A 17,560-nucleotide genomic window follows, 5' to 3' on the forward strand; every position below is an offset into this window, starting at 1 on the left:
GTCCGGCGGCGCCGCTGCGGGCCGCCGGGCGCAGGGCAGAGGAGAGGACTGACATGCGGGTCGTCGTACCGGAGCAGGCCACCGGCCGGCTGACCGAGGCGTGGCGCGCCTGCGTCGGCACCGGCCGGTTCGAACTGGCGCTGCGACGCGACTACCAGGACTCGCTGGCCCTGATCCAGCGGGAGATCGGCTTCCGGCACATCCGCGGGCACGGGCTGCTCAGCGACGGCGTCGGCGTGCACCGGCCGTACGAGTACCAGGGCTCGCGCCACGTCCGGCACGCCTTCACCTACGTCGACCAGGTGATCGACGCCTACCTCGATCTCGGCATCCGCCCGTTCGTGGAGCTGGGCTTCATGCCCGCGGCCCTCGCCTCCGGCGACCAGACGGTGTTCTGGTGGCGCGGCAACGTCACCCCGCCCGGGTCCTGGACCGAATGGGCCGACCTGGTCCGGGCCACCGTCGCCCACCTCGTCGACCGGTACGGCCTCGACGAGGTGCGCGGCTGGCCGATCGAGGTGTGGAACGAACCGAACCTCACCAACTTCTGGCAGGGCGCGGACGAGGCCGCCTACCACCGGCTCTACGAGGTCACCGCGCACGCCGTGAAGGAGGTCGACGCCGGGTTGCAGGTCGGCGGTCCGGCCCTCTCCCCCGGCGCCGACGACTGGCTGCCCCGCTTCGCCGACTTCGTCGCCGCCCGGTCGGTGCCGGTCGACTTCGTCAGCAAGCACGCCTACTCCTCCGGGCCGGCCCAGCACGTGCCGTTCGGCGTCCACCAGACGCTGACCCCGGCCGCCGGGCTGCTGGCGCAGTTTGCCACCCCGGCCGCACTGCTGCGGGACACCGCCCTGGCCGGGCTGCCGGTGCACATCACCGAGTTCAACTCGTCCTACCGGCCCGACAACCCGATCCACGACACCGCCTTCCACGCCGCGTACCTGGCTCCCGTGGTGGCCGGCGGCGGCGACCTGGTCGACTCCTTCTCCTACTGGACCTTCAGCGACATGTTCGAGGAGGAGGGGGTGCCGACCACGCTGTTCCACGGCGGCTTCGGCCTGCTCACCCACCGCCAGATCAAGAAGCCGACCTACCATCTGTACGCCTTCATGGCCCGCCTCGGTGACCAGGTCCTCGCCCGCGGCGCGGACCACCTGGTCACCCGGGACGGCACCGGTCGGATCACCGTGCTGGCCTGGGCGCCGGTGGACGTCACCGGCCGCGAGCCGGCCCCCGACCGGCACACCGTGCAGCTGTCCCTGCCCCTGGCACCGGGGGCGAGCACCGCGTTCCTGCTGCGCTCGTCGGTCAGCGAGGAGGCGGGCAACGCGTGGCGGGCATGGCACGAAATGGGCCGGCCGGCCTCCCCGCACGCCCGCCAGCTGGACGCCCTACGGGAGGCCGCCGAGCCGGTCCGGCGGCACGCCAGCCTGCCCGTCGTGGCCGGCCGCGTCGCGCTCGACTTGCACCTGTCCCGGCACGAGGTCACCCTGGTCGAGCTGACCGCGGTCGCCGACGAGACCCCGCCGTGGTGGCACGACGAGCGGCTGCTCGGCCAGCCCACCGGAGAGGAACCCGCATGAGCGACGCCGGCGTCCACCGCCAGTTCGGCGACGGGCCGCTGTCCCGCGCCGCGGCGCTGATCTACACCCTGCTCGTGGTCGAGCTGCTGCTGCTGGTCGCCGCCGCGCCCGGCCTCGTCGCGCTCACCCTGCTGGACCGGGACATCAGCAACCTTCCGTTGGCCGCGGCGTGTGCGATCCCGCTCGGCCCGGCGCTCTCCGCCGCATGCTACGCGCTGCACCACCAGCGCCCCGACCTGACCGACCTGCACCCGGCGCGGGTCTTCTGGCGCGGCTACCGGACCAACCTCCGCGACGCCCTGCTGGTCTGGGTGCCGTTGCTGGTCTGGCTGACCGTCATCGCGACGAACCTGACCCACCTGTCGGCCGCGGGCCTGCCCGGCTGGTGGGCGGTGCCGCTGGTCCTGGTCGGCGCGGGGGTCACCCTGATCGGGGTGAACGCGCTGGTGATCACCTCGTTGTTCACCTTCCGCCTCCGCGACGTGCTGCGGCTGGCCCGGTTCTTCATCCTGCGCACCCCGGTCGGCACGCTGGGCACGGCGGGCCTGCTGGTCGCGGCGACCGCCCTGGTGCTGGTGACCTCCGAGGCGGTGCTCGTCGCCCTGGGCGCGGTGCTGGTCTTCGCGCTGCTGCGCGGCAGCGAGCCGATGATCGCCCTGATCCGGAAGGACTTCACGGCGTGAGGCTGCCCCGCACCGCCAAGGTGCCCTTCGGTGGGGACTACAACCCCGAACAGTGGCCCGAACCGGTGTGGCAGCAGGACTACCGGCTCTTCGACCAGGCCCGGATCGACCTGGTCACCCTGGGCGTCTTCGCCTGGGCGCAGACCCAGCCCGCCCCGGACGTCTACGACTTCACGCTGCTGGACCGGATCGTCGACCGGGCGACCGCGGAGGGCCGGATGATCTGCCTGGCCACCGGCACGGCCGCCCACCCGGCGTGGCTGGCCCGCGCCCACCCCGAGGTGACCCGCACCGACTTCGAGGGACGCCGGCACCGGTTCGGGCAGCGGCACAACTCCTGCCCCAGCTCCCCGGTCTTCCGCCGGCTCGCCAGCGAACTGGCCCGCCGGGTCGCCGCGCGGTACGCCGGAAACCCGTCGATCGTGGCCTGGCACGTCGGCAACGAGTACGGCGGCGCCTGCTACTGCGACCGGTGCGCCGCCGGCTTCCGGGACTGGCTGCGCCGCCGGTACGGCACCCTGGACGCGCTCAACGAGGCCTGGTACACGACCTTCTGGTCGCACACCTTCACCGACTGGGACCAGATCGAATCGCCGTCGGCGCTGACCGAGCACTGGCGCGGACCGGACCACACCGCGTTCCAGGGGATCACCCTGGACTATCTCCGGTTCATGTCCGACGCCATGCTGGCCACCTTCCTCGACGAGAAGGCGGCGATCCGCGAGTCCAGCCCGGACGTCCCGGTCACCACCAACTTCATGGGCATGTACCGGCCGATCGACTACCACCGCTGGGCGCCCCACCTCGACTTCGCCTCGTGGGACAACTACCCGCCGGACGACAGCTCGCCGTCCTGGATGGCGCTGACGCACGACCTCATGCGCGGGCTGAAGGACGGCCAGCCGTTCTGGTTGATGGAGCAGACCCCGAGCCACACCGCCTGCCGGGACGTGAACCCGCTGAAGCGGCCGGGGGTGCTGCGGCTGTGGAGCTGGCAGGCGGTGGCGCACGGCGCGGACGCGGTGCTCTTCTTCCAGCTGCGGGCCTCCCGGGGCGCCAGCGAGAAGTACCACGGCGCGGTCATCGGCCACGCCGGCCGGTCGGACACCCGGGTGTTCCGGGAGGTCGCGCAGTTGGGGTCCGAGTTCGAGCGGCTCGGCGCGGCGACGCTGGGCGCGCGTACCCCGGCCCGGGTCGCGCTGCTGTTCGACTGGGACAGCTGGTGGGCGTTGGAACTCTCCGACGGCCCGTCCCGGCTGGTCCGCTACCAGCAGCTGGTGCTGGCCTATCACCGGGCGCTCTGGGACGCCGGCGTGGACGTCGACGTCGTGGCGGTCACCGCGGAGCTGTCCCGGTACGACGTGGTCGTCGCGCCGGCGCTGCACCTGCTCAAGGGCGACGTCGCGGGGCGGCTGGCGGAGGTGGCCGCCCGGGGCGGCTCGGTGCTGACCACGTTCCTGTCCGGACGGGTCGACGAGAACGACAACGCCTTCCTCATGGACGTGCCCGGCCCGCTGGCCGAGCTGATGGGCGTACGCGTCGACGAGTGGGACGCCCGCGGACCGGAGTTCGTCAACCCGGTGCTCCTGGGCAGCGGCGCCGACCGGGTCGAGGTGGCCGGCCGGCTGGTCTTCGAGCTGGTGATCCCCGAGGGGGCGGAGACGGTCGGCACCTACCAGGCCGACTTCTACGCCGGCACCCCGGCCGTCACCCGGAACACCTACGGCGCGGGCGACGGCTGGTACGTCGCGACCGGGCTGGACCAGGCGGGCGTCTCCTGGGTGGTCCGGCGGGTGCTCGACCGGCACCACCTGGTCGGGCCGTACCCGGACGTGCCGGACCTCGAGACGGCCGTCCGGGTCGCCGGGGACGGCACGCGCCTGCTGTTCCTGCTCAACCACCGCGCCGAGCCGGTCGAGGTGACCGCCCGCGCCGGTGCGGTCGACCTGCTGACCGGGGACCGGGTCGAGGCCGGCGACCCGGTCACGCTCGCGGCACGCGGTGTCCTGGTGCTCCGGGAGGATTCATGACCACCGACCGACCCGTCGACGTGCACCCCGCCTGGTTGCCGCCGGAGGCGTTCCGCGCCCTCGGCGCCCGCCGCACCCTGGTCTGCGGTGCCGGCCCGCTGGTGGAGACGGTGCTGCGGGAGGTGACCGCGGCCTGCGCCCGGTACGGCGGCAGCGTACGGCGGCGCGGGCCGGCCACGGCAGGCCCGGCGGACGGGCGCCCCGACGACGACCCGGCCGACCTGGTGTTCGCGCTGGCCACGGCCGGGCCGCTGCCCGCCGGCGCCGAGGAGGTCGCCGCCGAGCACCGGCGCGGCCGGGAGGCGCTCGGCACCGAGGGCTTCCTGCTGGCCCGGCGGGCCGGCGTCACGGTGGTGCTGGCCGAGGAACCGGCGGGACTGCTGTACGGCCTGTTCCACGTGGTCCGCCTCGGCGAGTCGGCGTTCGGTGCCGCCCGACCGCCGCAGGCGCACCGGCCGGCGATGCGGCGGCGCATGCTCGACCACTGGGACAACGTCGACGTGCATCCGGTGATGGGGCAGGTCGAGCGCGGCTACGCGGGCGGGTCGATCTTCTGGCGGGACGGCGCCCCGCGCGGTGACCTGGGCCGGATCCGGGCCTACGGCCGGCTGCTGGCGGCGTCCGGGGTCAACGCGGTCTCGGTGAACAACGTCAACGTGCACGGCACGGAGGCGCGGCTGCTGACCGATCGGCTCGGCGACGTGGCCGCGATCGCGGACCTGCTGCGGCCGTACGGGATCCGGGTGCACCTGTCGGTCACCTTCGCCGCGCCGGTCGTGCTCGGTGGCCTGCCGACCGCCGACCCGCTGGACGAGCGGGTACGGGCGTGGTGGGCCGCGACCACCCGCCAGGTGTACGACCGCATCCCGGACTTCGGCGGCTACCTGGTGAAGGCCGACTCCGAGGGGCAGCCCGGCCCGTTCAGCTACGGGCGGGACCACGCCGACGGCGCGAACCTGCTCGCCGACGCGCTGGCGCCGTTCCACGGGGTGGTGCACTGGCGGGCCTTCGTCTACAACCACCGGCAGGACTGGCGGGACCGGTCGACCGACCGGGCCCGGGCCGCCTTCGACCACTTCGCGCCGCTCGACGGGCGGTTCCGGCCCAACGTGATCGTCCAGGTGAAGCATGGCCCGATCGACTTCCAGGTCCGGGAGCCGGTCTCCCCGGTGCTGGCGGCCATGCCGGCCACCCGGTTGGCGGTGGAGTTCCAGGTGACCCAGGAATACACCGGCCAGCAGCGGCACGTGTGCTTCCTGGGCCCGTGGTGGAGCGAGGTGCTCCGGTTCGCGCCGTGGGGCGACGACCGTACCGTCGCCGGTGTGGCCGCCGGCGAGCGGGGGGACGGCGGTGGGCTGGTCGCCGTCTCGAACGTCGGCGACGACCCGTTCTGGACCGGGCATCCGCTCGCCCAGGCCAACCTGTACGCGTTCGGCCGGCTGGCCTGGGATCCCCGGCTGGATCCGGCCGCCGTGCTCGACGAGTGGATCGGCCTGACCTTCCCGCCGGCCCCGGACGGCGACCCCGACCTGGTGCGGCGGACCCTGCACGAGCTGATGGACGACTCCTGGCGCACCTACGAGCGGTACACCGCGCCGCTGGGCGTCGGCTTCATGGTCCGCCCCGGGCTCCACTACGGCCCCGACGTGGACGGGTACGAGTACAGCCGGTGGGGCACCTACCACTTCGCCGACCGGGACGGGGTGGGCGTGGACCGCACCCGCGCCTCGGGCACCGGGTTCACCGGCCAGTACCCGCCGCCCTGGTCGGAGGTCTACGAGTCGGTCGAGCGGTGCCCGGACGAGCTGCTGCTCTTCTTCCACCACGTGCCGTACGGGCACGTGCTGCGCAGCGGCTCGACCGTGATCCAGCACATCTACGACACCCACTTCGCCGGCGTCGAGCAGGTCCACGCGATGCGGCGCCGGTGGGATGCGCTGTCCGGCCGGGTCGACCGGGCGCTGCACGACCGGGTCCGGGAGCGCCTCGACGAGCAGGTGCGCTGCGCGCAGGAGTGGCGGGACCAGGTCAACGCCTACTTCTTCCGCAAGTCCGGGGTGCCGGACGCGCGGGGCCGGCGGATCCACTGACCGGGCTGGCCCGCCGGGCGCCCACGGGGACGCCCGGCGGACCGGCCTCACCTGATCTCGGCGGTCGTCCAGCGCGGTGAGTCGTTGGTGACCGGCACGGTGGCGCCCACCAGGGTGGTGCGCGCCTCCGTGTCCCGCTGCGCGCTGGTGCCGACCCAGAGGTCGACGTCACCGGGCTCCACCACCCGGGTGAGGGTGCGGTCGGTGAAGGCCAGGCGGGTGGTGGGCACCGTCAGCTCCACGGTGACCGTCTGGCCCGGCTCCAGGTGCACCCGCTGGTAGCCGAGCAGCTGGGCCACCGGCCGGGTCACCGAGGCCACCACGTCCCGGCCGTAGAGCTGGACCACGTCGTCGCCGGCGACCGCGCCGGAGTTCGTCACCTGGACGGCCACCCGCAGCGCCCCGTCGGTCGGCACCGTGGCGGGCACGGTCAGGCCGGTGTGCGCGAACGTCGTGTACGACAGGCCGTGCCCGAACGGGGCCACCGCCGTCGCCGCCAGGTTGGTCACCTCGTTGCCCTCGCCGAGCGTGGGGTGCAGGTACGAGTACGGCTGCGCCCCCGCCGAGCCCGGCAGGCTGACCGGGAGCCGGCCCGACGGGTTGACCCGCCCGGAGAGCACGCCCGCGATCGCCCCGGCCCCCTCCTCACCGGGGAAGAACGCCTGCACCACGGCCGCGCAGCGGGACAGCGCCCAGCCGATCGCGTACGGCCGGCCGGTGAGCAGCACGAGCACGACCGGGGTACCGGTCGCCAGGACCGCCTCGACGAGCTCGCGCTGGACGCCGGGCAGCTCCAGGTCCTCCCGGTCGCAGCCCTCGCCGACCGTGCCGCGCCCGAAGAGGCCGGCGTGATCCCCGACGGCCAGGACGGCGACGTCGGCGGCGCTGGCCGCGGCGACCGCCTCGTCGAAGCCGGACCGGTCGTCGCTGTCCACGTCGCAGCCGTTCGCCGCGGTGACCAGGTCGGCGCCGAACTCGGCCCGGAGCGCCTCGAGCACCGTCGGCACCTCGATGCCGGTCTCCACCCCGGGGTGCTGGACCAGCACGTGGTTGAGGAAGGAGTAGCACCCGAAGAGGGCGGCCTGGCGGTCCGCGTTCGGGCCGATGATCGCCACCCGCCGGCCGGCGGGCAGCGGCAGCACGTCCTGGTTGGCGACCAGGACGAGCGACTCCTCGGCGAGGCGGCGGGCGATCGACCGGTGCTGCGGTGAGTCCAGGTCGACCGCGCGGGGCGGCTCGTCGGTGAACGTGGCGTCGAGCAGCCCGAGTTCCAGCTTCTGGCGCAGGACCCGCAGCACCGCCCGGTCGACGAGCGCCTCGTCGACCGTGCCGGCCCGCACCTGCTCCCGCAGGGTCAGGTAGGCGTCGCCGGTCGGCAGCTCGATGTCGACACCCGCCGCGAGCGCCTGCGCGGCCGCCTCCGCGTGGTCGGCCGCGACCTGGTGCAGCAGGTTCAGGAACGCGACGCCGTAGTAGTCGGCCACCACGGTGCCGTCGAAACCCCACCGGTCGCGCAGCACGCCGGTCAGCATCGTCGGGTCGGCGGCCACCGGCACGCCGTCGATCTCCGTGTACGAGTGCATGATGCTGCGGGCGTTGCCGTCGAGGATCGCCATCTCGAACGGCGGGAACAGCACGTCGGCGAGTTCCCGCGGCCCGGCGTGCACCGGGGCGAAGTTACGCCCGGCGCGGGAGGCGGAGTAGCCGGCGAAGTGCTTCAGCGTGGCCAGTACGCCCTGCGACTGGAGGCCGCGCACGTACGACGTGCCGATGGTGCCGACCAGGTAGGGGTCCTCGGCGATGCACTCGTCGACCCGGCCCCAGCGCGGGTCCCGGATCACGTCGAGCACCGGGGCGAGGCCCTGGTGGATGCCGAGCGTCCGCATGGAGGCCCCGATCGCCTCGGCCATCTCGCTGACGAGTTCCGGGTCGAACGCGGCCCCCCAGCCCAGCGGGGTGGGAAAGGTGGCGGCCTGCCACGCCGAGAGCCCGGTGAGGCACTCCTCGTGGACGATCGCCGGGATCCCGAGCCGGGTGCCGGTCACCAGCTCCCGCTGGAACTTCCACAGCCAGGCCGCGCGGGTCACCGCGTCGACGGGGCGGGTGCCGTAGGCCCGGGTCAGGTGGCCGAGCCCGTGCCGGGCGAAGTCCTCGAGTTTGGTGGAATCGCCGAACTCGCCCTGCAGGGGCGCGACCGCCTCGCCGTCCTCCTTCTCCCAGAAACCGACGAGCTGGGCGACCTTCTCCTCGATCGTCATCCGGCCGAGCAGCTCGCGTACGCGGGCCTCGCCGGCGTGTCCATCGGGCCGGTCGTGGTCGGGAGCTGCCTGAGCCGGTACCGGCCCGCCCACAGCCGCGTGGACCTCAGTCATGTTGTGCCTTTCCTTGATTGTGCTGCTACCGCTGTCGCTCAGCCCTTGACCGCGCCCTGGAGGCCACCGACGATCTGCTTCTCGGCCATCGTGAAGAAGAGCAGTGCCGGCAGCATCGCCAGTGAGGTGAAGGCGAGCACGCCCGCGGTGTCGGTGGAGTACTGGCTCGAGAAGCTCTGCACCCCGAGCGGCAGCGTGTGCAGGTTGACGTCGCCGAGGACGAGAAGCGGCAGCAGGAACGCGTTCCAGCTGGCCACGAACGCGAGCACGCCGACGGTGACCAGCGCGGGCCGCGACAGTGGCAGCGCGATGCGCCAGAGGAAGCCGAGCCGGTTCGCGCCGTCGATCGCGGCCGCGTCCTCCAACTCGCGAGGGATGGCGGACAGGAACGGCCGCAGGATCACGATCGTCAGCGGTAGCTGGAAGGCGACCTGCGGGAGGATCACGGCGTAGTAGGAATTGATCAGGTTCAGGTCGCGCAGCATCAGGTAGAGCGGCAGGATCGCCGCGCCGGCCGGGAAGAGCAGGCCGAGGGTGAAGAAGGTGTAGAGCGCCTCACGCCCCCGGAAGGTGTAGCGGGCCAGCACGAACGCGGCGGCCATCCCGAGCACCACGACGCCGAGGGTGGTGCCGAGGGCGATCACTCCACTGTTGAACGCCTGCTGCCAGAAGTTGCTCCGGCTCAGCACCCGGGAGTAGTTCTCCCAGACCCACGGGTCGGGCAGGCCGGCGGGGTCCGCGACGATCTGGGGAGTGGTCCGGAAGCCGCCGATGACCACGTAGAGGATCGGGGCGATCGAGACGGCCGCGATGGCGAGCGCCAGCGCGTAGGTGAGCGGGGTGCCCCAGGACAGCGGCCGGCGCTGCCCGGACGGGGAGAGGACGGGGTTGGTGGCCACGATCAGTTCGCCCTCCGGGTGATGGCGCCCTCGATGTCCCGGCGCAGGATGAAGCGCTGGAACAGCAGCGCCGCGACGAACGAGATGACGAAGAGGATGACGGCCACCGCGTTGCCGTAGCCCCACAGCCGGGCGAAGAACCCGTTGTCCACCATGTACGTCGCCATCGTGCCGGAGGCCCCGAGCGACCGCACCGCGGGCACCGAGGTCACCCAGATCACGTCGAAGACCTGCAGCGAGCCGATCATCGACAGGAACGCCCAGATCCGGATGGTCGGCCCGAGCAGCGGGAGGGTGACGTGCCGCTGGGTCTGCCACCAGCTCGCGCCGTCGATGGCGGCGGCCTCGGTCAGCTCGTGCGGCACGTTGGACAGGCCGGCGAGCAGGAGGATGATGGCGAAGCCGACGTACTTCCAGGTGAGGACGAACAGCAGCGTCCAGATGACGACGTCGAGGTCGGCGAGCCACGCCTGGACCAGGCCGCCGAGTCCGAGCGATTTCAGCAGCGCGTCGAGCGAGCCGTTCTCCACCAGGATCAGCTTCCACATGATGCCGACGGTGACCTCGGCGAGCACGTAGGGCACGAACGCCAGCAGGCGGAACAGGGCGCGCCCGCGGAAGCGGCGGTTGAGCAGCAGGGCGATGCCGAGGGCTACCGGGCCCTGGATCAACAGCGACCCGAACACGATGATCGCGTTGTTGCGCAGCGCGTCGAGGAAGATCGGGTCCTGGAAGGCCAGGGTGTAGTTCCGCAGGCCGACGTAGTCGGTGGGCGGTCCGACGCCGCGCCAGCGATAGAGGCTGTAGTAGACCGCGAAGCCCATGGGCACCAGCACGAACATCACGTACACGACGATCGCCGGCGTGGTGAGCCCGACGATCTCGTACCACTTGCGGCGGGTCTCGGCCCGCCGGGATGCGCGCCCGGCGGGCCGGTGACCCGCCGGCGGCGTCGAGACGCCGCCGGCGGGGAACCGGGTCTGGTCGGTGGAGGTCACTTGCTCGCGGCTGCCTTCATCCGCTCGACGACCTGCTCGGGCGTGCCCTTGCCCGAGAAGATGCCGACGATCCCGTCGTTCATCGCGGTGCCGACGGTGCTGCCGTAGGCGGTGTCCAGCCAGAGCTGCACGTAGCTGGCCTGGGACGTGGCCTCCAGGATGGACTTCAGGGCCGGGTCCTTGATGCCGGCCTCCGCGCCCTTCGCCACGGGCAGACCGGTGCCAGTCTCGGCGTAGCCCTTCTGCACCTCGGGGCTGGCGATGTACTTGAGGAACTCGACGCACTCGGCCGGGGCGTTCTTGGCACAGGCGAACCCGTCACCGCCGCCGAGGGCGGCCTTGGGGTCACCGGCGGAACCGGAGATCGCCGGCACCGGGAACCAGCCGAGGAACTTGGCGAGCTTGGCCTTGTCCGTGGCGACGGTGTCCAGGGTGCCGCGGTTCCAGTCGCCCATCAGCTCCATCGCGGCCTTGCCGTTGGCGAGCAGACCGTTGGCGCTGGTCGGGTCGTTCTGGCCGGGGGTGGCGATGAAGTTGTTCTGGAACGGCTTGGTGTCGATGAAGGCCTTCAGGTCCTGGCCGGCCTTCACGAAGCACGGGTCGTCGAACTTCTTGTCGAGGGACGCCTTCTTCAGGGTGTCGACCGAGCAGTCACGCAGCGCGAAGTTGTACCACCAGTGCGCGGCGGGCCACTTGTCGCCGGCACCGACGGCGATCGGGGTGACGTTGATGGCCTTGAGCTTGGTGACGGCGGCGTTGAGCTCGTCGAAGGTGGCCGGCGGCGCGGTGATGCCCGCCTGGGCGAACATGTCCTTGTTGTACCAGATGCCCTCGATGCCCATCCGGAACGGCAGGCCATACTGCTTGCCGTCCACCTGCCAGATCTCGGCCGCGCTGCCGATGTTGGCAACCTCGGTCTTGACCTGGTCGGTGATGTCCTTGAGGTAGTCGGCCTCGACCTGATCGCGCAGCTCGCCACCACCCCAGGTCATGAAGATGTCCGGCGGGTCGTTGCTCAGCAGCGCGGCGGGGATCCGGGTGCGCTGGAGCTGGTTGGTCTCGATCGCCTCGATCTCGATCTTGACGGTCGGGTGCGCCGTGGAGAAGTCCTTGGCGACCTTCTCCCAGTAGGTCTTGCCGGGCCCGTCCTGGTTGGCGTTGTGCCACCAGGTGAGGGTCACCGGGTTCTTGTACAGCTCACTCTCGTTGGACTTCTCATCGTCGCCGCCGCTGTTGCAACCAGCGACGACGAGAGCGCTTGTCATAAGCAGTGCCAGGGCGGCACCCGCACGGCGCTTTATCGCCATCGACGTCTCCTCCGTAGGCAGTGGTGGTACTCGGCCTGCGGGGGAGTTTTTCAGTCGGGTACGTCACTGTCAATCGGTATCGATAACGTTTTCGAATCACTCGGGACACGGGCTAAGCAGCGGCTCTATCATCGTCGGCGTGGTGTTCCCGGAGCGCGTCAAGATGTCGGATGTGGCACGAACTGCCGGCGTCTCGGTGGCAACAGTATCGAAGGTTGTCAATGGAAGGTACGGCGTGGCCCAGGCAACCGTGGAGCGCGTCCAGCAGGTGATCCGCGAGCTCGGCTACGAGGCCAGCCTGGGGGCGCAGAGCCTGCGCAGCCACCGTACGAACGTGCTCGGCATCCTGGTCGCCGAGTTCGAGCCGTTCTCGACCGAGCTGCTCAAGGGAGCGTCCCGGGAGGTCGCCGGCAGCGGGTACCAGTTGCTGGCCTACTCCAGCGGCGACGGCGAGGGCGCCGCCATAGGCTGGGAGCGGCGCTCGCTGGCCCGGCTCTCCGGGACCCTCATCGACGGCGCCGTGATCGTCACCCCGACCGTGATCGAGACCAAGCACGGCTTCCACGTCGTGGCCGTCGACCCCCACACCGGCCCGTCCGGCCTGCCCACCGTCGACTCGGACAACTTCGCCGGCGCCGTGCTCGCCACCAACTACCTGCTGGCGCTCGGCCACCGCCGCATCGCGCACATCAGCGGGCGCCCCGACCTGGAGTCCGCGCGCCTGCGCGAGGCGGGCTTCCGCAAGGCCATGTCCGACGCCGGGGTGGCGGTGGACGAGCGGATCGTGCGCGTCGGCGGCTTCCGCACCGAGAGCGCCGCCGGCACGGCCGCCGAGCTGCTCACGCTCCCCGACCGGCCGACGGCGATCTTCGCCGGCAACGACCTCTCCGCGATCTCCACCATGGACGTCGCCCGGAACATGGGACTCACCGTGCCCGACGACCTGTCCGTGATCGGCTTCGACAACATCCCGGAGTCGGCACTGGTGAACCCGCCGCTGACGACGATCATGCAGCCGCTGCAGCGGATGGGCGCCGAGTCGCTGCGCCTGCTCATCGATCTGATCGCCGGCGTCGAACGCGACACCCACATCCGGCTCCCCACCGAGCTGGTCGTGCGGGCCTCGTGCCGGGCCCACCCGTGACGCCGCGGCCCGGGCCGCGCCCGGAGCCACCTCCCGCGCGACCCGGCGGGGGTCAGCCGGCCAGCGGGGCCGCACTGTCGCGCACCACGAGCTCGGTGGCCAGCTCCACCCGCGGACTCTCGATCCGCTCCCCCTGCGCCAGGCGCAGGATCGTCCGGGCGGCGAGCAGACCCATCTTGGCCAAGGGCTGCCGGACCGTGGTCAGCGGCGGGGAGCACCACCGCACCTCCGGCAGGTCGTCGAAGCCGATCACGCTGATGTCGTCGGGCACCCGCAGGCCGCGCCGCCGGACGGCCTCGTAGACGCCGAGGGCCATCTGGTCGCTGGCGGCGAAGATCGCGGTGGGCGGGTCGGGCAGGCGCAGCAGTTGGGCGCCGGCGGCGAACCCGGCCTCGTGGTAGAAGTTGCCCGGGTGGATCAGCTCGTCGTCGACGCTGAGGCCGGAGCTGTCCAGCGCCGCCCGGTAGCCGTCCAGGCGGGCCCGGCTGCACATCAGCTGCGGCGGCCCGGAGATGAAGCCGATCCGCCGGTGGCCGAGCGCGAGCAGGTATTCCGTCGCGCGCAGGCTGCCCACCCAGTTGGTCGCGCCGATGGTCGGTGACTCCTGCGGCGGCACCCCCGTGGGGTCGACGATGACGACCGGGATGTTGAGCCGGCGCAGCTCCGCCTGCAGCGGCGGCTCGAGGGTCGAGGTCACGAAGATGACCCCCTCGGTGGAGCGGGTGCGCAGGTTGTCCAGCCACTGCCGGGCGGACGAGCTACGCCGGTGGATCGCGGAGACCACGGTGCCGATGCCGGCGGCGTGCGCCACGTCCTCGACCCCACGGATGATCTCGACCGCCCACGGGCTGTCCAGGTCGTTGAAGACCAGGTCGATCAGGCCGGAGCTGGCCCGCATGCTCGGCCGGCGGCGGCGGTAACCGTGCCGCGTCAGCAGCTCCTCGACCCGTTCCCGGGTCTGCGGCGCGACATCGGAGCGGCCGTTGATGACCCGCGACACCGTGGGCACCGAGACGCCGGCCAACTGCGCGATCGCCGCGATGGTGACTTTCCGGGAATCGTCCGACGTCACCGGTCGCCCTTTCGTCCTGGCTCGAGCGACCGACGACAAACCCCGGCCGGAGCCGCCCTGCGCCCACGGGCACCCGGCCGGACACCGATACTTTCGATCGCTTTGAAGGGCACCGTATGACCCCTCACGTTCCGGGTCAAGGCCCTGCCGTACCTGGTCGGCCGCTTCGGCGCCGCCGCCGACCGGACCGACGGCGGTGTTGACGAGGGGGATTGACGATCGTATTGTTCCGGCTCAGCTACCGGAAGTTTGCCCGGAAGTATCGACTCCCGCACCGTCCCCGCTGATCGGCGCCGCTCCTGCCGCACCGGCCGCGACCCGCATCGACTCCTGGTCCGCCCGTTCGCACCACCCGGAGGAACGCTCATGAAACTGCGACGATGGATAGCCGCCGGCGCGGTCGCCGTGGCGACCGCCGCCGTGCTCACCTCGCCGGCCACCGCCGGCCGCCCCTACGATCCCACCGACCAGAGCCTGCGCAACCTGGCGCTGCGCCACGGTCTGGCGGTCGGCACGGCCGTGGACCTGGCGGCCCTCGACGACCCCGCCGACCCGCGCTACCGCGAGCTGGCCGCCTCGGAGTTCTCCACGGTCACCGCCGAGAACGCGATGAAGTGGGAGAGCCTGGAGGCGACCCGCGGCACCTACAACTGGGGGCCGGCCGACGAGCTGGTCACCTTCGCCCGGCAGCACGACCAGCGGGTCCGCGGGCACGTCCTGGTCTGGCACAACCAGCTGCCCGGCTGGCTGACCAGCGGCGTGGCCGACGGCTCGATCAGCACCGCCGAGCTGCGCGACATCCTGCGCCAGCACATCACCAACGTGGTCACCCACTTCAAGGGCCGGATCTGGCAGTGGGACGTGGTGAACGAGGCGGTCAGCGACCCGTGGGACACCCCGTCGACCCTGCACTACAAGGGATTCTGGGCCGAGCACCTCGGCCCGGGCTACATCGCCGACGCGTTCCGCTGGGCCCGCGCCGCCGACCCGCACGCGCTGCTGTTCTACAACGACTACAACATCGAGGCGTTCGGCTCGCGGGACCCGGCCAACGACAAGACCCAGTTCGTGTACGACATGGCCAAGCAACTGCGGGCCCAGGGCGTACCGATCGACGGCATCGGCAGCCAGGGTCACCTCGGCACCCAGTACGGCAACTTCGACACCTTCCAGGTCGTCGAGGCGCTGCGGAAGTTCGCCGGCCTGGGCCTGGCCACCGCGTTCACCGAGGTCGACGTGCGCAGCCAGCTGACCGAGGGCGTGCAGGCGGGTGACGAGGCCGAGATTAACCCGCGGTTGCAGGCGGCGGCGGCGAACTTCGACGTGCTGCTGCAGGCCTGCCTGGCAGAGCGGCACTGCCTGTCGTTCACCGTCTGGGGCTTCACCGACAAGCACTCCTGGGTGCCCGGCTGGTTCACCGACCCGCCGGAGGGCATGGCCACCATCTACGACGAGAACTACCAGCCCAAGCGGGCGTACCAGGCGTTGAAGGCCGACCTGATCTACAGCGGCCCGCCGTACGTGCTGCCGCGCATCCCGCAGCGGCCCCGCCGCTAGGCGCGGGTGGATGGTGAGCGGGGCCGGTCGATCCACCGGCCCCGCTCACCATGTCCGGGGCCGGGGCATTGAGATTTCGGAATTGTTCCGTTAGTTTTCGAGAGATTAGCTTCGATTACTCACGGTGGGGCGGGAGACCATCCCGATCCGCGCGGCCCCCGGGCGGCCGCGTCGCGAGCCGAGCCGACCACCGTGGCGGGCAGTCGTCGAAGCGGACCTCCTCATCGGTACAGCTATCGAAAGGCTCCTTGATGGACAACGTGCTCGCCCGCGGCAGCGGGAGTTCGACGAGCCGGCGCCGGCCCCTGGCCGCGCTGCTGGCGGCGGCGGCCGGAGCGGCGATGATCGCCGCCTCGGTGGTGGTGGCCTCCAGCGCCAGCGCCGGCACCACGCTGGGTTCGGCGGCGGCGGAGCAGGGGCGCTACTTCGGCACGGCGGTGGCCGCCTACAAGCTCTCGGACGCCACCTACGTCGGCATCCTGAACCGCGAGTTCAACATGGTCACCCCCGAGAACGAGATGAAGTGGGACGCCACCGAGCCGTCCCAGGGCCAGTTCTCCTTCAGCAACGCCGACCGGATCGTCAACCACGCCCGGTCGAACGGCATGCGGGTACGCGGGCACGCCCTGGCGTGGCACCAGCAGCAGCCCAGCTGGGCGCAGAACCTCTCCGGCACGGCGCTGCGGCAGGCGATGATCAACCACATCACCCAGGTCGCCACCTACTACCGGGGCAAGATCTACGCCTGGGACGTGGTGAACGAGGCCTACGCCGACAGCGGCGGCGGCCGCCGCGACTCCAACCTCCAGCGCACCGGCAACGACTGGATCGAGGTGGCGTTCCGCACCGCCCGCGCCGCCGACCCGGACGCCAAGCTCTGCTACAACGACTACAACATCGACAACTGGACCTGGGAGAAGACCCAGGGCGTGTACAACATGGTCAAGGACTTCAAGGCGCGGGGCGTGCCGATCGACTGCGTCGGCCTGCAGTCGCACTTCAACAGCGGCTCGCCGTACCCGGGCAACTACCGCACCACGCTGCAGAACTTCGCCACCCTCGGCGTCGACGTGCAGATCACCGAGTTGGACATCGAGGGCTCCGGCAGCACCCAGGCCGCCACCTACGGCAACGTGGTCAAGGACTGCCTGGCCGTGTCCCGCTGCAACGGGATCACCGTCTGGGGCATCCGGGACAGCGACTCGTGGCGGGCCAGCGGCACGCCGCTGCTCTTCGACGGCAACGGCAACAAGAAGCAGGCGTACACCGCGGTGCTCGACGCCCTCAACGCCGGCGGCGCCACGCCGCCGCCGACCACCGCGCCGCCGACCACCGCTCCCCCGACCACCGCTCCCCCGACCACCGCGCCGCCGACCACGCCGCCGCCCTCGGGCAACGGCTGCACCGCGTCGCTGACGCTCAACCAGTGGCAGGGCGGCTTCGTCACGAGCGTGCGGGTCACCGCCGGCGCGAGCCCGTTGAACGGCTGGAGCGTCACGCTCACGCTGCCCTCGGGTGCCACGATCACCAACACCTGGAGCGCCCAGCCGAGCGCCACCAGCGGTGCCGTGACGTTCCGCAACGTCGACTACAACAGCCAGGTCGGCGCCGGCGCGACCACCGAGTTCGGCTTCCAGGGTGTCGGCACCGGGCCGTCCGGCACCGCCACCTGCACCGCCGGCTGACCGGCCGCGGCCCGACGCCGGAGCCTCCGGCGTCGGGGGGCCGGCCGCGGCGCCGGCCGCGACGTCCCCGTGGCGCCGCGGCGCGGGGGGGGGGCGCGGGGGCCCCCCGCCCCCCCCCGACGCGGGGCGGGGGGGGGAGA

12 protein-coding genes are annotated in these 17,560 nt (G+C 72.0%); 7 read left to right on the forward strand and 5 right to left on the reverse strand.

The features are described from left to right. Window positions 1–53 precede the first annotated feature (53 nt). Genes AB0I11_RS19860 through AB0I11_RS19875 form a run of 4 tightly spaced genes read left to right on the forward strand, consistent with a single transcriptional unit; the run spans window position 54 to window position 6,386 of the window. A complete protein-coding gene (locus tag AB0I11_RS19860; RefSeq protein ID WP_357322156.1) occupies window positions 54–1,583 on the forward strand; it encodes a xylan 1,4-beta-xylosidase in 1,530 nt (509 codons plus the stop codon). Then, window positions 1,580–2,266, forward strand: a complete 687-nt coding sequence (locus AB0I11_RS19865) for a DUF624 domain-containing protein (protein ID WP_357322159.1) — start codon at window positions 1,580–1,582, stop codon at window positions 2,264–2,266. Before AB0I11_RS19860 ends, AB0I11_RS19865 begins: the two co-directional genes overlap by 4 nt. Continuing rightward, complete coding sequence (locus AB0I11_RS19870) at window positions 2,263–4,296, forward strand: beta-galactosidase (protein WP_357322162.1); 2,034 nt, start codon at window positions 2,263–2,265, stop codon at window positions 4,294–4,296. The genes AB0I11_RS19865 and AB0I11_RS19870 overlap by 4 nt, the downstream gene beginning before the upstream one ends. Further along, window positions 4,293–6,386: an alpha-glucuronidase gene (locus AB0I11_RS19875; protein WP_357322165.1), complete on the forward strand. Its 2,094-nt coding sequence runs from the start codon at window positions 4,293–4,295 to the stop codon at window positions 6,384–6,386. Before AB0I11_RS19870 ends, AB0I11_RS19875 begins: the two co-directional genes overlap by 4 nt. Window positions 6,387–6,433: 47 nt before the next feature. On the opposite strand, the gene AB0I11_RS19880 is transcribed toward AB0I11_RS19875, so the two are convergent. From AB0I11_RS19880 to AB0I11_RS19895, 4 genes are read right to left on the reverse strand one after another with little or no spacing between them, the layout of a single operon-like run. Further along, window positions 6,434–8,758, reverse strand: coding sequence for a glycoside hydrolase family 3 N-terminal domain-containing protein (locus tag AB0I11_RS19880; RefSeq protein ID WP_357322168.1), 2,325 nt, complete (start codon window positions 8,756–8,758; stop codon window positions 6,434–6,436). A gap of 38 nt (window positions 8,759–8,796) precedes the next feature. Then, entirely contained in the window at window positions 8,797–9,663 is an 867-nt protein-coding gene (locus AB0I11_RS19885) for a carbohydrate ABC transporter permease (protein WP_357322193.1), read from the reverse strand. Then, complete coding sequence (locus AB0I11_RS19890) at window positions 9,660–10,655, reverse strand: sugar ABC transporter permease (RefSeq protein ID WP_357322172.1); 996 nt, start codon at window positions 10,653–10,655, stop codon at window positions 9,660–9,662. Before AB0I11_RS19890 ends, AB0I11_RS19885 begins: the two co-directional genes overlap by 4 nt. Next, window positions 10,652–11,920, reverse strand: coding sequence for an extracellular solute-binding protein (locus AB0I11_RS19895; RefSeq protein WP_357322175.1), 1,269 nt, complete (start codon window positions 11,918–11,920; stop codon window positions 10,652–10,654). The genes AB0I11_RS19890 and AB0I11_RS19895 overlap by 4 nt, the downstream gene beginning before the upstream one ends. A 205-nt stretch (window positions 11,921–12,125) precedes the next feature. Here AB0I11_RS19895 and AB0I11_RS19900 point away from each other — a divergent pair, with 205 nt between their 5' ends. After that, window positions 12,126–13,106: a LacI family DNA-binding transcriptional regulator gene (locus AB0I11_RS19900; protein WP_357322196.1), complete on the forward strand. Its 981-nt coding sequence runs from the start codon at window positions 12,126–12,128 to the stop codon at window positions 13,104–13,106. Between the two features lie 52 nt (window positions 13,107–13,158). Here AB0I11_RS19900 and AB0I11_RS19905 read toward each other — a convergent pair whose 3' ends face one another. After that, window positions 13,159–14,178 (reverse strand): LacI family DNA-binding transcriptional regulator, encoded by a 1,020-nt coding sequence (locus tag AB0I11_RS19905; RefSeq protein WP_357322178.1) that lies wholly within the window; start codon window positions 14,176–14,178, stop codon window positions 13,159–13,161. 366 nt (window positions 14,179–14,544) lie between these two features. On the opposite strand from AB0I11_RS19905, the gene AB0I11_RS19910 reads away from it, so the two are divergent. Together AB0I11_RS19910 and AB0I11_RS19915 are read left to right on the forward strand one after the other, a co-directional pair. Then, complete coding sequence (locus AB0I11_RS19910; protein ID WP_357322181.1) at window positions 14,545–15,735, forward strand: endo-1,4-beta-xylanase; 1,191 nt, start codon at window positions 14,545–14,547, stop codon at window positions 15,733–15,735. Window positions 15,736–15,986: 251 nt separating this feature from the next. Further along, the gene (locus tag AB0I11_RS19915) at window positions 15,987–17,420 is read left to right on the forward strand and encodes an endo-1,4-beta-xylanase (protein WP_357322184.1); all 1,434 of its coding nucleotides are present in this window, start codon (window positions 15,987–15,989) and stop codon (window positions 17,418–17,420) included. The last annotated feature ends 140 nt before the right edge of the window (window positions 17,421–17,560 follow it).

Origin of the sequence: Micromonospora sp. NPDC050495, from assembly GCF_040655175.1 — a bacterium.
Taxonomy (GTDB): domain Bacteria; phylum Actinomycetota; class Actinomycetes; order Mycobacteriales; family Micromonosporaceae; genus Micromonospora.